Genomic DNA, 17,345 nt, shown 5'->3' on the forward strand with positions numbered 1-17,345 from the left:
CTGCTCCCTTCGCCCGGTCGAGGTCAGTCTCGCTCAGTCCTGGCCACCTGGAAAGGCCTGGGTGATCGGCCAACTCCCCAGCGCGCGGTTCCAGTGCGCGGCGAGCACGGCGCTCTGACCGAGCGCGGTCGCCGCGAATTCCCGATCGGTGGCCTCGCTGGCCTGTTCGACGACCGCACGCCAGGCCGCCGCGGTGTCGCTTTCCATCCGGACCGCCAGCCGCAGTGCATCGTTGGACGTGGTCACCGGCATGGGCAACTGATAGCCGGCAGCGGCAGGCGGCACGGCAACCGAGCGGCTGGTCAGTATCGCGATGGTGTGATCCCGGCGTTCGCGGTGCTGTCGAATGGTTGTGACCACCAGATCGTTGAATTCCGGTAGCGAGTACGCCGATACCAGCCCGTAGCCATAGACGACGCCGTGTTCGGTGGCCAGCGCATCGATCAGGGCCGCTTCGGGGCCGGAGCTCGGGCTGGGTTGCGGAGATGTCATGTCTGCGCCACCAAGGCAACTGCGTAGGAGGCCGTGCATGCCGCGGCGATGGAGGCCAGCAGCCCGGCGCGGTAACCGGACGAGGAGACCGCCAGTTTCCCGGCGCTGTCGGCGGCCTCCCGCAGCGCGCTGATCACCTGCGAGGCCGGCGGAGCGGGCGCATCCGGCGCGGCGCCGGGCGTGGTGGTCTCGGTCTCGTCCACCGGCGCCTTTCTGGAGGCGCGGGCGATCTCGGCGGCCAGTGCCCGGGCGTGCTCGGTTCGCTCCTGCGACACCTGATCCAGCGCCGCGGCCAGCGCCTTGGAGTCCGGGTCGGTCAGTGCTGCGGCGGCCGCCGCAGCCAGCTCACTGTCGCGCAGCGCCAACTGCCGTTGCGCTTCCAGGTCGTCCACGACGGGCGCCGTCGGAGCCGAGCCGCAGGCCGGCGCCGCAAGGGCCAGCAGGGCGAGCATCCCGGCGCCGGTGAGCACGCGCCGTCGGTCGATGGCGGACAGGGGGCCGGGCACCCTGACATCCTGCCATTGCCACGGCGCCGTAAGGACGCGACGTGGCCGCGAACGGGTCGCGGTACGCTGACGGGCGCTTTTGCCGGTTTGCTGTGGCTGTGTTTCCCACGGCGTATCGTTGATGACTGGTTCCCGGCCGCGCCTGGCGCGTGGGAACGCGCCGAGAAGGACAACTCAAGATGAGGAGCTCGCCGTGGCCACCGGGCTACCTTCCCAGACACAGGTGATCGAGCTGCTCGATGCTGAGTTCACCCGCGCCGGATACGAGATCGAAGACGTTGTCGTCGACGATCGGGACCCGCTCCCGCGAATCACCGTGGTCGCCGACGGCGACACCCCGCTTGATCTGGACACCGCCGCCGCGTTGGCGCGCTCGGCGTCGGACTTGCTCGACACCCTGGAATTCGACGGCCAATACGTACTTGAGGTCAGCTCGCCCGGGGTGGGGCGGCCGCTGACCACCGCGAAGCATTTTCGGCGCGCGCACGGTCGCAAAGTGGAGCTGACGCTGTCCGACGGGTCGGGTCTGACCGGTCGGGTGGGCGTCGTCGATGACGACGTCCTGACGCTGGTGGTACGCGCCGGGCGCGACTGGAACCGTCGCCGCCTGCCGCTGAGCGAGATCAGCCGAGCGGTGGTGCAAGTCGAATTCGCACCGCCGAGTGAACGTGAGTTGGAGTTGGCGGGCCGGCAGGCCCCGGAGGCGGGAACGGAGGCCGGAGCATGAACATCGACATGGCCGCGCTGCATGCGATCGAGGCAGACAAGGGCATCTCGGTTGACGTGGTCGTGGACACGATCAAATCGGCGTTGCTCACCGCATACCGCCACACCGAAGGCCATCAGGCCGACGCGGTGATCGACGTCGACCGCAAGACCGGCGTGGTGCGGGTGCTGGCCCGCGAGACGGACGCCGACGGCAACGTGATCAGCGAATACGACGACACGCCCGAGGGTTTCGGCCGTATCGCGGCGACCACGGCCCGCCAGGTGATCCTGCAGCGGCTGCGTGACGCCGAGAACGAGAAGGCCTACGGCGAATTCTCGGCGCGGGAGGGCGACATCGTCGCCGGCGTCGTGCAGCGCGACGCCCGGGAGAATGCCCGCGGTGTCATCGTGGTGCGGCTGGGCACCGAGGCCAAGGGCTTTGATGGCGTCATCCGCCCCGCGGAGCAGGCGCCCGGCGAGGCCTACGACCACGGCGACCGGCTGCGCTGCTACGTGATCGGCGTGACCCGGGGCCTGCGCGAACCGCGTATCGAGCTGTCGCGTACCCACCCGAACCTGGTGCGCAAGCTGTTCGCTTTGGAGGTCCCCGAGATCGCCGACGGGTCGGTGGAGATCGTCGCGGTCGCCCGGGAGGCCGGCCACCGATCCAAGATCGCGGTCGCCTCGCAGGTTCCCGGGCTCAATGCCAAGGGCGCCTGCATTGGCCCGATGGGCCAGCGCGTGCGCAACGTGATGAGCGAGCTGGCCGGCGAGAAGATCGACATCATCGACTACGACGAGGACCCGGCGCGCTTCGTCGGCAACGCGCTGTCGCCTGCCAAGGTGATGTCGGTGACGGTGATCGACCAGGCGGCTCGTGCCGCCCGGGTGGTCGTCCCCGACTTCCAGCTTTCCTTGGCCATCGGCAAGGAAGGCCAGAACGCCCGGCTGGCAGCCCGGCTGACCGGTTGGCGCATCGATATCCGCAGTGACACCCCCGAGACCGATACCGATGGCGCTGAGCGTGCGGCAGGTCAGGGCGTGGGCCACGAGCGCTGAGCGGGACGCGACCAGGAGCGCCCGGTAGCGCAGCGCCGGGTTGGTTCGGGTGGTTCGGGTCATCGCCGTTGTATGGGTAGACTGAGCCGTGATCCAGCGCGAGACTTCGCCAGCCGCCTCGCGGACGCACCGTTCCCCAGATGGACCGGTGCGCACGTGTGTCGGATGCCGGAAACGTGCGTTGACCGTCGAATTGCGTCGGGTGGTCGCGGTGTCAACCGAGAACGGCAACGGTGCCGTGATCGTTGACCGCGCGGGCAACCAGCCGGGGCGGGGTGCGTGGTTGCATCCCGCGTCGGAATGCCTGCACGCGGCGATTCGGAGACGGGCATTCGCGCGCGCGCTGCGAATCAGCGGTTCCCCGGATGTATCCGGGGTGGAGGAGTACTTCGAAGGAGTCGAAGATCAGCTCGCCGCCCCGGTCAACAGAACAGGTAGCGAAGAACATGAGCACACCGTGAAGTCCCGATGACCATGCGTCATAGCTAAACCCGAGGCGCGGCCCACCACCGCTGTCGCCTCATAGACAGGAGATGTAGTGGCAAAGGCCCGCGTACACGAGTTGGCCAAGGAACTCGGTGTCACCAGCAAGGAAGTTCTCGCCCGCCTGAGCGAACAGGGCGAATTCGTCAAATCGGCATCCTCAACCGTGGAAGCCCCCGTCGCGCGGCGGCTGCGCGAGTCCTTCGGCGGCGGCAAGCCCGCGCCGAAGGCTGAAGCGCCCGCGGCTCCGGCGCCCGCCAAGGCCGCTCCGGCCCCGGCGGCCACCCCGGGACCGGCGAAGCCGACACCGACGGCTGCCGTTCAGGGCGAGGCCGCCAAGCCTGCTGCCCCCGTCCCGGCCGCAGCCAAGCCGGCGGCCCCGGCAGCTCCAGCGGCACCGGCCGCTCCGGCCGCGCCCGCGGCCGAGACCCCGCCACCGGCCGCCGCAGCACCGTCGCCGGCGGCGCCGCCGGCGCCCGGCCCCCGGCCGGCAGCACCGGGTCCCAAGCCCGGCGCCCGCACCCCGCGCGTCGGCAACAACCCGTTCTCCTCGGCGCAGCCGGTCGAGCGGGCGATTCCGCGTCCGCACCCGCAGGCGGCGCCCCGGCCGGGAGGAGCCCCCCGGCCAGGCATGCCCCGCCCCGGCGGCGGCGCGACGCCGGGCAACATGCCCGGACGCACCAGCAACTTCGGCGCACAGGGTCGCCCGGCACGTCCCGGCGGTCCGCCGCGGCCCGGCGGCGGTGGCCGTCCCGGTGGCCCCGGTGGTCGTCCCGGTGGTCCCGGCGGCGGTCCGGGCGGTAACTACCGCGGTGGCGGTGCCGGTGGTCCCGGCGGCACGGGTGGTCCCGCAGGCGCGGGCGCCGGAGGTTTTCGGGGTCGTCCCGGTGGCGGTGGCGGCGGCGGTCGTCCCGGCCAGCGCGGTGGCGCGGCCGGCGCATTCGGTAGGCCCGGCGGTGCACCCAAGCGGGGACGCAAGTCGAAGCGGGCGAAACGCGCCGAGTACGAGAACATGCAGGCGCCGGTCGTCGGTGGTGTGCGGTTGCCGCACGGCAACGGCGAGACCATCCGGCTTGCCCGCGGCGCATCGCTGAGCGACTTCGCCGACAAGATCAACGCCAACCCGGCTGCCCTGGTGCAGGCGCTGTTCAACCTCGGTGAGATGGTCACGGCCACCCAGTCGGTCGGCGACGAGACGCTGGAGCTGCTGGGCAGCGAGATGAACTTCGTGGTGCAGGTCGTCTCGCCCGAGGACGAGGACCGCGAGCTGCTGGAGTCCTTCGACCTGACCTACGGCGAGGACGAAGGCGGCGAGGAAGACCTGCAGAGCCGCCCGCCGGTGGTGACCGTCATGGGTCACGTCGACCACGGCAAGACCCGACTGCTGGACACCATCCGCAAGGCCAACGTCCGCGAGGGCGAGGCAGGTGGCATCACCCAGCACATCGGTGCCTATCAGGTGGGCGTCGACTTCGACGGCTCCGAGCGGTTGATCACCTTCATCGACACCCCGGGTCACGAGGCGTTCACCGCCATGCGTGCCCGTGGCGCCAAGGCCACCGACATCGCGATCCTGGTGGTGGCCGCCGACGACGGCGTGATGCCCCAGACGGTGGAGGCGATCAACCACGCCCAGGCGGCCGATGTGCCGATCGTGGTGGCGGTCAACAAGATCGACAAGGAAGGTGCCGACCCGGCCAAGATCCGGGGGCAGCTCACCGAGTACGGACTGGTTGCCGAGGACTTCGGCGGCGACACCATGTTCGTCGACATCTCCGCCAAGCAGGGCACCAACATCGCCGCGCTCGAGGAGGCGGTGCTGCTGACCGCCGACGCTGCCCTGGACCTGCGGGCCAACCCCGACATGGAGGCCCAGGGTGTGGCGATCGAGGCCCACTTGGACCGTGGTCGCGGCCCGGTAGCCACCGTGCTGATTCAGCGCGGCACGCTGCGGGTCGGCGACTCGATCGTCGCCGGCGACGCCTACGGCCGAGTCCGTCGGATGGTCGACGAGCACGGCGAGGATGTCGAGGAGGCGACCCCGTCGCGGCCGGTGCAGGTCATCGGCTTCACCTCGGTGCCCGGTGCCGGCGACAACCTGCTGGTGGTCGACGAGGACCGGATCGCTCGCCAGATCGCCGATAAGCGCAACGCCCGCAAGCGCAACGCGCTGGCCGCGCGGTCGCGCAAGCGGATCTCGCTGGAGGACCTGGACTCGGCGCTGAAGGAAACCAGCCAGCTGAACCTGATCCTCAAGGGCGACAACGCCGGTACCGTCGAGGCGCTGGAAGAGGCCCTGATGGGGATCCAGATCGACGACGAGGTGCAGCTGCGGGTCATCGACCGTGGCGTCGGTGGCATCACCGAGACCAACGTCAACCTGGCATCGGCGTCGGACGCGATCATCATCGGGTTCAACGTCCGTGCCGAGGGCAAGGCCACCGAGCTGGCCAACCGCGAGGGTGTGGAGATCCGGTACTACTCGGTCATCTACCAGGCCATCGACGAGATCGAGAGCGCGCTCAAGGGCATGCTCAAGCCGATCTACGAGGAGAAGGAACTGGGGCGTGCCGAGATTCGCGCCATGTTCCGTTCCTCCAAGGTGGGCAACATCGCGGGCTGCCTGGTCACTTCGGGCATCATGCGCCGCAACGCCAAGGCGCGGTTGCTGCGTGACAACGTGGTGATCGCCGAGACCGTCACGATCTCCTCGCTGCGGCGGGAGAAGGACGATGTCACCGAGGTCCGCGACGGCTATGAATGTGGTCTGACGCTGACCTACAACGACATCAAGGAAGGCGACGTCATCCAGGCCTACGAGCTCGTCGAGAAGGCGCGGACGTAGTGGCTGATCCGGCACGGGCACGCCGGCTGGCCAAGCGGATCTCCACGATCGTCGCCTCGGCGATCGAGTACGAGATCAAGGACCCGCGGCTGGCCGGCGTGACGATCACCGACGCGAAGGTGACCGCTGACCTGCACGACGCGACCCTGTACTACACGGTGCTGGGCCGCTCCCTGGACGAGGACCCCGACTACGGCGGCGCCGCTGCCGCGTTGGAGGGCGCCAAGGGCGTGCTGCGGTCCAAGGTCGGCGCAGGCACGGGGGTGCGGTTCACCCCGACCCTGTCGTTCGTGCGGGACACCGTGCCCGACGCTGCCCATCGGATGTCGGAATTGCTGGCCGCAGCCCAAGCCGCCGATGCCGACCTGGCCCGGATACGGGAGGGCAAGCAGCCGGTCGGGGACGCGAACCCGTATCGCGAGGCACCGGGACAACCCGATGCCGACGACAGCGGTGACGGTGAGCAGTCGGGCGACTGACCCGCTGCCCACGAGTCGGCGGGTGGACGCCGCCGAAGCCGTGGAACTGCTGGCGGGCGCGAGCACGCTGGCGGTGATCTGTCATGTGCATCCCGACGCCGACACCATCGGTGCGGGGCTGGCTTTGGCGTCGCTCCTGCGACGGCGCGGCAAGGCCGTCGAAGTCAGTTTCGCTCGGCCGGCGGCACTTCCGCAGTCGCTGCAGTCGTTGCCGGGCGGTGACCTGCTGGTCGCTGCCGACGTGATGCGTTGCGACGTCGATCTGGTGGTGACGGTCGACGTCTCGAGCGCGGATCGGCTGGGGGAGCTGGGTCAGCTGGCTGTCGGACGTGAGCTGCTGGTGATCGACCATCACGCCTCGAACCAATTTTTCGGCACGGCCAATTTCGTTGATGCGTCGGCGGATTCGACGACGATGATGGTGGCGCAGCTGTTCGACGCCTGGGGTGAGCCGATAGACGCCGACGTGGCGCACTGCCTGTATGCGGGGCTGGCCACCGACACCGGGTCGTTCCGGTGGGCCAGTGCTCGCGCGTATCGGCTGGCGGCGCGCCTGGTGGAAGCCGGGGTCGACAATGCGGCGGTCACCCGCACGGTCATGGACACCCATCCGTTCGGCTGGCTGACGATGCTGTCGCGGGTGCTGGCGGGTGCGCAACTGCTGCCGGACGCGGCGGGCGGGCGCGGGCTGGTCTACGCGGTGGTCGACCATGCCGAGTGGACCGCGGCGCGGCCCGAGGAGGTGGAGAGCATCGTCGACATCGTGCGTACCACCGCCCAAGCCGAGGTGGCGGCGGTGTTCAAGGAGACCGAGCCCGGGTGCTGGGCAGTGTCGATGCGTGCCAAGGCGGCGGTGGACCTGAGCGCCGTGGCAGTGGCTTTCGGCGGCGGCGGTCACCGCCTGGCCGCCGGGTACACGGTCACCGGTACGGCACAGGACGTGGTCGCCGCGCTGGTCGCCGGCCTTGGCTGACGAGTCCGGCGCCGGGACAAAGTCCCCCGCAAGCGGGAGGTACCCCCAGATCGCGGCGCTGGCACTGCCGGCGCTGGTGGTGTTGGCCGCCGAACCGCTGTATCTGCTGTTCGATACCGCTGTCGTCGGCCGGCTCGGCGCCGTGGGTCTGGCCGGTCTTGCGATCGGCGGGCTGATCCTGAGTCTGGTCGCCTCGCAGGCCACATTCCTGTCCTACGGAACGACGGCGCGCTCGTCGCGGCATTTCGGTGCCGACGATCGGTCCGCGGCGGTCGCCGAGGGGGTGCAGGCCACCTGGCTCGCCTTGGGGCTGGGGGTGCTGGTCGTGCTTGGGGTGCAGGCGGTGGCGGTGCCGCTGGTCTCGGCCGTGGCCGGGGGTGACAGCATCGCGCGAGCAGCCCTGCCATGGCTGCGGATCGCCATTCTCGGCGCTCCGGCAATTCTGGTGTCGTTGGCGGGCAACGGATGGCTACGAGGGGTACAGGACACGGCGCGGCCGCCGCGCTATGTGGTTGCGGGTTTTGCGCTTTCGGCGCTGTTATGCCCGCTGCTGGTGTTCGGCGGTCTGGGCATGCCGCGCTGGGGTCTGGCCGGCTCGGCGGTGGCCAACTGCGCGGGCCAGTGGCTTGCCGCGCTGTTGTTCCTGCGTGCGCTGCGCCGTGAACCGGTGTCCTGCAAGCCCGACCGCGCAGTACTGCGGGCGCAACTGGTCATGGCACGCGATCTCATCGCGCGCTCGCTGGCTTTTCAGGTCAGCTTCGTCTCGGCTGCCGCGGTCGCGGCGCGCTTCGGGGCCGCGGCGTTGGCCGCCCACCAGATCGTGTTGCAGCTGTTCAACTTCCTGGCGTTGGCCCTTGATTCGCTGGCCATCGCCGCGCAGGCGTTGGTGGGCGCAGCGTTGGGCGCATCCGACGTCCGTCATGCCAAGTCGGTGGCGGGCCGGGTCACTCTGTTCTCCTTGGTCGCTGCTGCCGTGCTGGCGGCGGGATTGGCACTCGGTGCGCGACTCCTGCCGGGGTTGTTCACCAACGATGTCGCGGTGCTGACCGCTGTCGGGGTGCCTTGGTGGTTTCTGGTGGCCCAATTACCCATTGCCGGAATCGTTTTCGCGCTGGATGGAGTGTTGCTGGGAGCCGGTGACACGGCGTTCATGCGTACCGCCACTGTCATCAGCGCGCTGGTTGGTTTCCTGCCGCTGGTGTGGTTGTCGTTGGCCTTCGGTTGGGGGCTTGCCGGAATATGGTCGGGCCTGACCGCTTCCCTGGTGCTGCGGTTGCTGTTCGTCGGGTGGCGGGCGCTTTCCGGGCGCTGGGTACGGGCCGGGCGGCCGTAGGATCGGCTGGCGTGAGCAGTGCGCGAGAACGGATGCTGCGCGGAGCGCCGTATCGGCCCGACGACCCGGACCTGGTCGCCGGCCGGCAGGCATGTCAGCGTTTGGTGGCGGCGTTCAACGCCACCGGGCCGGACGATGCGGACACCCGCCGTGAACTGCTGGGTGAACTGCTCGGATCCTTCGGGGCGAACTCGGAGATATTGCCCCGGTTCTGTTGCGACTACGGCACATACACCAGCATCGGCGCCAACTGTTTCGTCAACTACGACGCGGTCTTTCTGGACTGCGCGCCCATCACCATCGGGGACAACGTATCGATCGGACCCTGCGCCCAACTGCTGACGGCGCTGCACCCCGTCGACGACATCGACGCGCGGCGGGCCGGCTGGGAATCGGCCGCTCCGATCACCATTGGCGACAACGTCTGGCTGGCTGCGGGGGTGATCGTGTGCCCCGGGGTGTCGATCGGCGCCGACACCGTGGTGGGGGCCGGCAGCGTAGTGACCCGAGACTTACCGGCCGGCGTGCTCGCGGCAGGAAACCCCTGCCGGATCCTTCGATCGCTCGGCTAGCCCGTCAGCCGTCAGCCGCCCACGCCGGCGTTCAGCAGGAAACCGCCGGTGACGAAGGTGACGATGAAGATCAACCAGCCCAGTGCCGGCCAGGTGAGCATGCGGCTCCGTCGGCGCGCGCTGACGCTCATGCCGACCAAGGTGGTGAGCACGGCAGCACCGATACCGCCCCAGGCCACCAGGTAGGCCCCGTTGATCAGGTTGTCACTGCAGCGATGGGCACTGGAGCACACGTCGGTCGCCATGCCGGCGAACATCGAGTAGATGAGGCCCAGCCCGCAGGCCAGCAGCAGGAGCACGGCGAGCAGCGATGCGGCGATGACATCCCCGGGCCGCCGGCGTGGCGGCGGGGTGACGTTGCCGTGGGGCCACGGGGGATACGGCGGGGAGTGCTGAGCCACGACTGAGTCCCCCTGGGTAGGTCCGGTTTGCTGTCTCACCGTAACCCTGCTGCGGGGGCGTCGAGGCGTTCTGTTTGTCCAGCTAATTGACAGGAAAAATCTACACTGCCTATCTATACATTTAGGTTACTCGCGGGTAGCGTTCTGCGCGTTGTTACCAGTTACACACGCCTGACCCTGGGGGTGTAACCCACTGGCTTGGGAAAACGACGGAGATGGGGAAGCTCGAAAATGATGCATTACCGACTGATCGCCGCAGGTCTGGCCACCGGGGGTGGGCTACTTACTGCGGCGTTCCTGCAGGCTGCGGTCGCCGTGGCAGGCCCGAGTGACGACGTTGTCGCGCCGAGTGCCACCGGCGCCGACGCCTTCACCATTGGCGGATACACGTTCGATCCCTTCAACGACGCCACCGGCGCAGAGGGCTTCTCCCTCGTTCACCCGCTCACCGGGTCCGCGCCACTGTTGACCTTGGGCGGCGGAAGCCCCGGTGGCCTGCTGCCGACCGCTCCCCAGAACTTCGAGGTGTACGGCGCGGACGGCACCAGCCTGGGCAGCATCAACTCCAGCGTCGTCGTGACCAACCTGGCGGGTCTGACCAACACGCAATTCACCATCACTGACGTCACCGCCGCATCCGGTGGTTCGGCGGCGGATCTGCCGGTGACCGGTTCGGTCTACGACGTCTTCAACTTCGGCGGGGGCTTTGCCAACGTCTACGTTGCCACCCCCGGCGAGGACGGGACGGTCACCGACACCTTCGTGACGCCCTGGGGCAGCATGGACCTGAGCTCGATGTTCGCCGGCTTCAACGCGGCGGACCCGCTGCTGCCGGGCGACGCCTTCGATGCGCTGCAGGCTGGGGCGTCCGGAGGTGGCGAGGACGCCTTCGCCATCGGTGGTCTCACGCTGGACCCCTTCACGGGAACCGGCGACGCGGCGCAGGAGGGCTTCTCGCCGATCACCGCGCTCGGCGGCGCGGCGCCGCTGCTGGCCATCGGCGGCGCATCGCTGGGTGACCCGAGCCACCAAGGCAATGGGCTGGCCTCCCAGGACTTCAACGTATTCAGCGGCACCGGTGACGACGCCACCCAGATCGGCACCATCAACACCTCGGTGGACGTGACCAACCTGTTGGGCATGACCAACACCCAGCTCGTTGTCACCGACGGCTCGGACACCGGCGACGGCCTGCCGGCCGCGGGGACGGTCTACGACGCGTTCAACTTCGGTGGCGGCTTCACCAACGTCTACGTCGCCACCCCGGGCGAAAACGGCACGATCACCGACACGCTCGTCACCCCGTTCGGCAGCATGGACCTGAGCTGGCTGTTCAGCGGCATGGCCGGCGGGATCTCGATGGACCCGGGAGCCGCGTTCGGCGCGCTGAGCGACAGTGCAGTGGGCGAGGACGCCTTTACCATCGGCGGCACCACCTTCGACCCGTTCACCGGGACCGGAGCCGACGCCACCCCGGGATTCGCGCCGGTCTTCCAGACGGTCGGTGCGCTGCCGTTCCTCAACATCGGCGGCGGTACACCCGGCGTCGACCTCGGCGGCACCTACTTCCCGCTGCCGATCACGTCGCAGGACTTCAACATCTATGACGGCACCGACCTGCTCGGTACTGCACACGCGCAGGAGACCGTCACCCAGTTGTTGGGCCTGACCACCACCGAGTTCGTCATCGACAGCGTGACGCCCGGTGATGGCGACGCCGCAGACCTGCCGGTGCTCGGTTCGGTGTACAGCGTCTTGAACCTCGGTGGCGGTTTCGCCAACGTCTACTCCGCGATCCCCGGTCTGGACGGCGCCGACAGCACCGTCACCGACACCTTCGTCACCCCGTTCGGCGACTTCGACCTGAGCGGGCTGTTCGGTGGTTTCGACGCCTCGGCGTTGATGGACCCGGGCGCTGCATTCCTGGGGCTCGACTTCTAGCAGTTCGCCTCAACTGACACGTCCCGGACGGTGCCGCAAGCGCCGTCCGGGACGTGTTTTGTCACTGCACCTGGGCGCGCCCACGTTCCAGTACGGCCGCCCGGTTGGCGGCGACGTCGGCGCCGGTCACGGTGTTGAGCCACTGTTTGGCCGCCATCGCCTCGAGCCACAGGCCGGTGGCGGTCTGCGACTCGTCGATGCGGTGATAGGAGGCCAGCAGTGCACGCACCGCGGCCTGGTTGTTGCCGACGATCGAGGCGGCCACCCGGTGCGCCGCGGTCAGCAGCTCGGCGTGGGGCACCACCTCGGTGACCAACCCGGCCCGCAGCGCGTCGGCTGCCGACAGGTAGTCGCCGGTCAGACTCATCCGGCGGGCCAAGCCCACGCCGACCTTCTGGGGGAGTCGAACACTGAGTCCCCAGGAAGGCAGCAAACCGACGCGAGCATGGGTGTCGGCGAACCGGGCCTGTTCCGAGGCGATCAGGACGTCGCAGTACAGCGCCAACTCGAGTCCGCCGGTGACCGCCGCACCGTTGATGGCACCGATCACCGGCTTGGTCATCGGCGGCCACTGCGGGGAAATATCCGTCAGCCCAGTGGATTCGCCGAACTCCTTGAGATCCAGACCGGCGCAGAACACCGGATCGGCACCGGTCAGGATCAGCACGTCGACGCCGTCGTCGGCGTCGGCGTCGGCCAGCGCACCGAAGATGGCCTCACGCAAGGCGCCGGAGAGCGCATTGCGGGCCTGCGGGCGGTTCAGGGTCAGGGTGCGGATTCGGTCCTGTGTCTGGACCTGCAGAATGTCGTCGCTCATCGGTTCACCGTAGCCCCGGCTACGCTGGGCGGAATGCACGGTATGGCGTTGAAGGAGTGGAGCGCTGTCGTCGCCGCGCTGCTGGCCGGCCGGCAACGAATCCTGCTGCGTAAAGGCGGTATTCACGAGAAGCGCTTCGATGTGAGCGCCGAGGAATTCCTGCTGTTTCCGACATCGGTACACAGTCACGCCGAGCGGGTTCGTCCCGAACACCGCGACCTGATCGTGCCGGCGGCAGCCGATTCCACCGTGGAGCAGGTGCTGGTGCGGGCCGCAGCCAAAGTCGTTGCGGCGCTGCCGGTCGAGCGGCCCGAGGCGTTGGAGGACATCGCGGACCTGCACATCTGGACCACTGAATCGGTACGCGCCGATCGGGTTGATTTCCGGCCCAAACATCGGTTGACGGCCCTGGTGGTTCAGGTGTTCCCGCTGTCGACGCCGGTGCGGTTGGCGCGCAGCCCTGACTACGCCGGCTGCGCCAGCTGGGTGCAGTTACCGATCGCGGACCCGGAGCTGGGCGCCCCGGTTTACGCCGTCCACGAGCTTGACGCGGTGACTACCCGGGTTCGCGACACCGTCGGCTGAAGGAATCGTGGGCTCAGATCTGGGCTATCGACGGGACCGCAGGGTCCGAATGATCTGCGCCGAGAGTTCCGGGTCGGCGAGCAGTTGGTCGATCAACGCAGTCATGACTTCCTGCCCCGTAATGCGGGCGCATCCCACCCGGTCGGCGGCGTCGCGTTGCCAGAGGTCGAGTCCGCGGTGCTGGGCCGGCGACAGATCGACAGTGCGGCGGGTGCGGGTTTGACGCAGCGGGATCGGCTCAGTCGGCTTCATTCCGGTTTCGCGGGGCGGTGTCCAGCCGGTGGCCGGGACACCCAAACTGCGGTTGTCGAGGGGATCGCTGGCAGCTGCTCTCATCGTATGGACCTTCGGTTGCGGTGGAACCTCACCCTGGGTACTCACGCCAGAGTAGCCCGTCAACCGTCGCGGTTGACCAGAGCGCCCGATCGACGGCCGCGAGGGTGATCGACGAAAGTCGCGCTGAGGGCTGCGTGGCCTTGTGGTGATCGCATACGTGCATTCAGCGGTCAGTCGGCGGATGTCGAGTCCCGGTCAAGCCTGCGCAAACCTACCGGACAACAATTTGTCGAGCCATTATCTGTACAAGATTAAAGAAATATTAGACCGGCTTGATCGATCATCATTCCATTAAATACGGACATCCGTGAATCAGTGGATCAGTAACTCAGTAGATAGGCTTTGAACTGCGATAATCGCCGTGTGTGGTCCGATTTAAGCGAGACATTCGGAAGGCAAAAAAATTGTTAATCGGACCGTTGTCGAGCGCCTTTCTCGGTGCTAGCCTGCGAATATCAAGATGATTCGGGAATCTTGACGAGGGAGGAAATCATGTTGATTTCACGCAATTCGTGCCGGCGCGTGGCCGCTGGAGCGATCGGCGCCGGGACATTGGCCGGCGCGCTGTTGGTCGGCGCGACGGGGCCGGCGCAGGCCTCCCCGGGGGAGGTTGCCGTACCACCGCCCGCCGCGGTCCACGTGGTCGGGAATCCGGCCGGCGCCCCGGTCTCGCTGGGCACTCGCGTCGGCATCGATCGCGCACCGGCGGACACCGTGTTCGCCAGTGACATGCGCATGGCGCCCATGCCGCAATGGTGGGGCCGGCACCATCACTGGTGGCGCCATCACCATCTGTGGCACCGCTGGTGGTGGTGGTGGTGATCGAAGTGTCGGCCAAGCCAGGTCTTGACCGTGGTCAGCGACGTGCCGCCAGGCACGGGCTGGTACTGCTGGCCGCACTCGGCGTCGGGGCAACCCTCGCCGGGTGCGGCGCCAGCACCGAAGTCGCCCCGGCGGGGCCGGTTGCGTCCCAACCGCCCGCCGCCGAGCCGAGCCCGGCACCCTACGACATCTCGCACGTCGGCGCCGTCGCCGACGACTTTCCGCAAGGCTTCACCGCGCAGGCGCACCCGGCGAAGACACTCGGCCAGGCCGACATCGACGGCTCCGCGGTCGCGGCGTTCACCGACGCCCAGGTGGACCCGCCGCAGTGCCGGTCGGTGGTCATCCCGCCGTATGTCGATCCGACGGTCGGCACCGAAGCTGCCGGCGTGATCGGGCAGGGAGATCAGGGCAACATGTACGTTGTCGCCTTGCGATCACCCAATCCCGTTGCGGCCGAGTCTGAACCGGCGGGCTGTGATCGGATCTCACTGGCCGGTTCGCCGGAGGCGACCGGGACCGTGGAGCGGATCCCGGCCCCTGCCATCGCCGGGGCCACCACGACCGGGGTGAAGCTGAGTGTGGCGAACCCCGAGGAGGATCCCGACTATCTGTACACGGCGGCGCTCGACGAACGAACGTCGGTTGTGGTCATGGGCAGCGCGGATGAGCAGCTGGACCCGCAGCGGCTGATGTCAGACCTGCTGGTCAAAGCCGTCGCGGCGGTCCGTGGGCAGCAGCAACCGTGAGCCGGCCAGGCGCACCGTGTGCGTTGCCGGTCGCTGGGAGGCGCCGCTGATAGCGGGCTCGTCGGTGCCCAGGTTGCGTGCGAATCGGGGGTGGCAGCCGCCGGCGATCAGCAGCCGGATGCGTGAGCCTGCCGCGAATCGGTGGGCGATCTGGTCCAGCTCGATACGGACTGTCCCCGAGGTCTGGTTCAGCCGCCGGAAGCCGTCGCTGACATTGCGTGAGCGTCCGCGGGCGTCGACCTCGCTGACCCGGACGAACACGTCGACGTGCGGGTTGTCGCTGGAATGCGCCAGCTCCACCACCGGGCTGCCGAACACCTCGACATCCCCGGTCAGCGGCTCCCCGGTGAAGGCCAGCACGTCGGCGCGGCGCGCCAACACGTCGTCGCGCTGATAGCCGCCGCCCGGGGCGAGCAGTCGCCCGCCAACCGTGGGAGTGGGATCGGCGGGGTCGTAGTGAAAGCTCGCCGAGTCGGTCATACCGTCGGCCACCGGGGAGTCGGCCAGCCGCCCGCCGGGCTGCAGCCACCAGCTTCGGCCGGTCGACTCGGGCGGCCAATCCGGCAAGTCGCGCCAGCCCCCGCCGCCGGTGACGCAGACCCGCACCGGGCTGGTCCGCGAGGGTCCGTCGGTGCCGGCCAGGTGAGTGCCGAGCCAGTCCAGGGATTCCGCGGTGACGGTGCGCAGTCCCTTGGTCAGCATCTCGGTGTGGGTCCACGGGCCGACGGTCAACGCCACCTCGGCTCCCCGGTCGCGCAGCGTCGCGAACTGAGCCAGCGCCTGATCCAAGAACAGGTCTTGCCAGCCACTGAGCAGCAGCACCGGCACCCGGGTCTGCTCGAGTGCCACCGGGTGACGCAACCTGTCCCAGAACGGATCGTCGCGATCAGGGTGCTCGACCCAGGACTCGTACCAGGGGGAGCCTTCGCCCAACAGGGCCCGGCCGGCCGAGCCCAGCGGCAACGCGGCCGCGGCCCGCCTGACCCGCCGCTGCGCTGTCAGTTGCTGTAACCCGGCCCGGATCCGCGGACGCACTTCCTGGTGGGCCATCATGTGGCTCCAGCCCAAAAAGTCGTTGAGCGCGAATGACCCCACGCCCCACGTCGACTGGTACAGATCATGCGGCCCGACGGTGACGACCGCGGCGGTCAGCTCAGGCGGCGGGTCGGCGAGCAACGCCCACTGGGTGAAGCCCAGATACGACAGCCCGATGGTGCCGAAGGATCCGGTGAACCACGTCCTGGTGCGAAGCCAGGCGACGGTGTCGGCGCCGTCGGCGGCCTCGTTGACCATCGGCTCGAACACACCGCCGGAACCGAAGGTGCCGCGCACACTCTGCAGGATCACCCGGTACCCGCGGGCGGCGTACATCCGGGCGAACACCAGTGAGAACGGGAACTTGCGGCCATAGGGGCAGCGCACCAGCAGGGTGCCGACCACGTCGCCGGTCGGTTGGTAGTGGACGGCGCGCAGCGCGACCCCGTCGCGCATCGGGATGTGTTCCCGGCGCACGGTATAGCCGGTGGTGGGCGGCGGCAGTCGCCGCAGCGCCCGGTTCACCACAACATCGGCAAGGCGCGGGCCGGCCGGACGTGGCGAGGTGGCGGCCACGCGATCAGTACTTGTAGTGCGGGGCCAGCTGGTGAGCGCGCATCAGGTTCTCGGTGGGGCAGTCCACATCCGGGTTGGAGTACACCGGCGAGTAGTACAGCGACTGCTGGATCACCCCGTAGCTGGTCTTGAACGCCACCATGCAGGAGAACCACCACCGGTTGTTCCACTCGGTGGGCTTCATGACCCAGTACTGCGCCGCCCGGTGCCCGTTGATGTCCATCTCGATAGCGTCGGCCGGAATCGACTCGTCGTAGCTGCGCCACACGAACGTCTCGACGGCCATCTGGTAATTGCCGGAGTCGAATTCGCAGCGCACACCCTCGACCGGCTTGGGCGGAGTGAATGCCAGCCCCAACTGTGCGATGACGTCGTAGGGGATGTCCTCGCAGGCGTCGAACGGACGCGGGTTGGTGATGTTGACCGCTTTGCTCGAGGTGGTCGGGGGTGCCAGCGGTATCGCCGTGGAACGCAACTGCACCGCGGAGCCGCCGGCGACGTCCCGGTTGGGGGGTGTCTGTTGCCAGACCATCACGACGGCCATCACCAGCGCTCCCAACGCGGTGATCAGACGCAGTTTGGTGAGCATGACACTCCTCGCTTCCACCCGGTGTACTGCCGGGAGTGTACAAG

At 68.6% G+C, this 17,345-nt stretch carries 19 protein-coding genes; 12 read left to right on the forward strand and 7 right to left on the reverse strand.

The features are described from left to right. Window positions 1–33: 33 nt before the first annotated feature. Window positions 34–492, reverse strand: a complete 459-nt coding sequence (locus ACJH5R_RS14160) for a ferritin-like domain-containing protein (protein WP_406759213.1) — start codon at window positions 490–492, stop codon at window positions 34–36. Then, window positions 489–998, reverse strand: a complete 510-nt coding sequence (locus ACJH5R_RS14165) for a hypothetical protein (protein ID WP_406759212.1) — start codon at window positions 996–998, stop codon at window positions 489–491. Before ACJH5R_RS14165 ends, ACJH5R_RS14160 begins: the two co-directional genes overlap by 4 nt. A 193-nt stretch (window positions 999–1,191) precedes the next feature. Between ACJH5R_RS14165 and rimP the strand changes: the two genes are divergently transcribed. The 8 genes from rimP (at window position 1,192) to ACJH5R_RS14205 (ending at window position 9,450) form a co-directional block, all read left to right on the forward strand. After that, window positions 1,192–1,725 carry a ribosome maturation factor RimP gene (gene rimP, locus ACJH5R_RS14170; protein ID WP_406759211.1) on the forward strand — a complete coding sequence of 178 codons (534 nt, stop codon included), beginning with the start codon at window positions 1,192–1,194 and terminating at the stop codon, window positions 1,723–1,725. Then, a complete protein-coding gene (gene nusA, locus ACJH5R_RS14175) occupies window positions 1,722–2,765 on the forward strand; it encodes a transcription termination factor NusA (protein WP_406759210.1) in 1,044 nt (347 codons plus the stop codon). The genes rimP and nusA overlap by 4 nt, the downstream gene beginning before the upstream one ends. A 211-nt stretch (window positions 2,766–2,976) precedes the next feature. Continuing rightward, the gene (locus ACJH5R_RS14180; RefSeq protein ID WP_406759209.1) at window positions 2,977–3,237 is read left to right on the forward strand and encodes a DUF448 domain-containing protein; all 261 of its coding nucleotides are present in this window, start codon (window positions 2,977–2,979) and stop codon (window positions 3,235–3,237) included. A 66-nt stretch (window positions 3,238–3,303) separates the two neighbouring features. Further along, complete coding sequence (infB, locus tag ACJH5R_RS14185; RefSeq protein WP_406782196.1) at window positions 3,304–6,093, forward strand: translation initiation factor IF-2; 2,790 nt, start codon at window positions 3,304–3,306, stop codon at window positions 6,091–6,093. Further along, window positions 6,093–6,572, forward strand: a complete 480-nt coding sequence (gene rbfA, locus ACJH5R_RS14190; protein WP_406759207.1) for a 30S ribosome-binding factor RbfA — start codon at window positions 6,093–6,095, stop codon at window positions 6,570–6,572. The genes infB and rbfA overlap by 1 nt, the downstream gene beginning before the upstream one ends. 22 nt (window positions 6,573–6,594) lie before the next feature. Next, window positions 6,595–7,545, forward strand: a complete 951-nt coding sequence (locus ACJH5R_RS14195; RefSeq protein ID WP_406782217.1) for a DHH family phosphoesterase — start codon at window positions 6,595–6,597, stop codon at window positions 7,543–7,545. Continuing rightward, window positions 7,538–8,878 (forward strand): MATE family efflux transporter, encoded by a 1,341-nt coding sequence (locus tag ACJH5R_RS14200; protein ID WP_406782197.1) that lies wholly within the window; start codon window positions 7,538–7,540, stop codon window positions 8,876–8,878. The genes ACJH5R_RS14195 and ACJH5R_RS14200 overlap by 8 nt, the downstream gene beginning before the upstream one ends. Window positions 8,879–8,910: 32 nt before the next feature. Beyond that, complete coding sequence (locus ACJH5R_RS14205; RefSeq protein ID WP_406782218.1) at window positions 8,911–9,450, forward strand: sugar O-acetyltransferase; 540 nt, start codon at window positions 8,911–8,913, stop codon at window positions 9,448–9,450. An 11-nt stretch (window positions 9,451–9,461) separates the two neighbouring features. Here the strand turns inward: ACJH5R_RS14205 and ACJH5R_RS14210 are convergent, their stop codons facing one another. Next, window positions 9,462–9,851 (reverse strand): hypothetical protein, encoded by a 390-nt coding sequence (locus ACJH5R_RS14210; protein ID WP_406759205.1) that lies wholly within the window; start codon window positions 9,849–9,851, stop codon window positions 9,462–9,464. A 231-nt stretch (window positions 9,852–10,082) separates the two neighbouring features. Between ACJH5R_RS14210 and ACJH5R_RS14215 the strand changes: the two genes are divergently transcribed. Next, window positions 10,083–11,792: a hypothetical protein gene (locus ACJH5R_RS14215; RefSeq protein WP_406759204.1), complete on the forward strand. Its 1,710-nt coding sequence runs from the start codon at window positions 10,083–10,085 to the stop codon at window positions 11,790–11,792. 61 nt (window positions 11,793–11,853) lie between these two features. Here the strand turns inward: ACJH5R_RS14215 and ACJH5R_RS14220 are convergent, their stop codons facing one another. After that, a complete protein-coding gene (locus ACJH5R_RS14220; protein ID WP_406759203.1) occupies window positions 11,854–12,609 on the reverse strand; it encodes an enoyl-CoA hydratase in 756 nt (251 codons plus the stop codon). A gap of 33 nt (window positions 12,610–12,642) precedes the next feature. Between ACJH5R_RS14220 and ACJH5R_RS14225 the strand changes: the two genes are divergently transcribed. Then, on the forward strand, window positions 12,643–13,194 hold the full coding sequence (locus ACJH5R_RS14225; RefSeq protein ID WP_406759202.1) for a DUF1802 family protein: 552 nt from the start codon (window positions 12,643–12,645) through the stop codon (window positions 13,192–13,194). A gap of 24 nt (window positions 13,195–13,218) precedes the next feature. Here the strand turns inward: ACJH5R_RS14225 and ACJH5R_RS14230 are convergent, their stop codons facing one another. Then, window positions 13,219–13,530: a hypothetical protein gene (locus ACJH5R_RS14230; RefSeq protein ID WP_406759201.1), complete on the reverse strand. Its 312-nt coding sequence runs from the start codon at window positions 13,528–13,530 to the stop codon at window positions 13,219–13,221. A gap of 492 nt (window positions 13,531–14,022) precedes the next feature. Between ACJH5R_RS14230 and ACJH5R_RS14235 the strand changes: the two genes are divergently transcribed. Both ACJH5R_RS14235 and ACJH5R_RS14240 read left to right on the forward strand, forming a co-directional pair. Then, window positions 14,023–14,352: a hypothetical protein gene (locus ACJH5R_RS14235; protein ID WP_406782198.1), complete on the forward strand. Its 330-nt coding sequence runs from the start codon at window positions 14,023–14,025 to the stop codon at window positions 14,350–14,352. After that, entirely contained in the window at window positions 14,325–15,101 is a 777-nt protein-coding gene (locus ACJH5R_RS14240; RefSeq protein WP_406759199.1) for a DUF5642 family protein, read from the forward strand. Before ACJH5R_RS14235 ends, ACJH5R_RS14240 begins: the two co-directional genes overlap by 28 nt. Here the strand turns inward: ACJH5R_RS14240 and ACJH5R_RS14245 are convergent. Beyond that, complete coding sequence (locus tag ACJH5R_RS14245) at window positions 15,048–16,712, reverse strand: CocE/NonD family hydrolase (RefSeq protein ID WP_406759198.1); 1,665 nt, start codon at window positions 16,710–16,712, stop codon at window positions 15,048–15,050. The two genes, ACJH5R_RS14240 and ACJH5R_RS14245, sit on opposite strands and share 54 nt — an antisense overlap. Before the next feature lie 4 nt (window positions 16,713–16,716). Continuing rightward, window positions 16,717–17,301, reverse strand: coding sequence for a DUF3558 domain-containing protein (locus ACJH5R_RS14250; RefSeq protein WP_406759197.1), 585 nt, complete (start codon window positions 17,299–17,301; stop codon window positions 16,717–16,719). Window positions 17,302–17,345: the final 44 nt, after the last annotated feature.

Source organism: Mycobacterium sp. SMC-19 (genome assembly GCF_045310815.1).
GTDB lineage: Bacteria > Actinomycetota > Actinomycetes > Mycobacteriales > Mycobacteriaceae > Mycobacterium.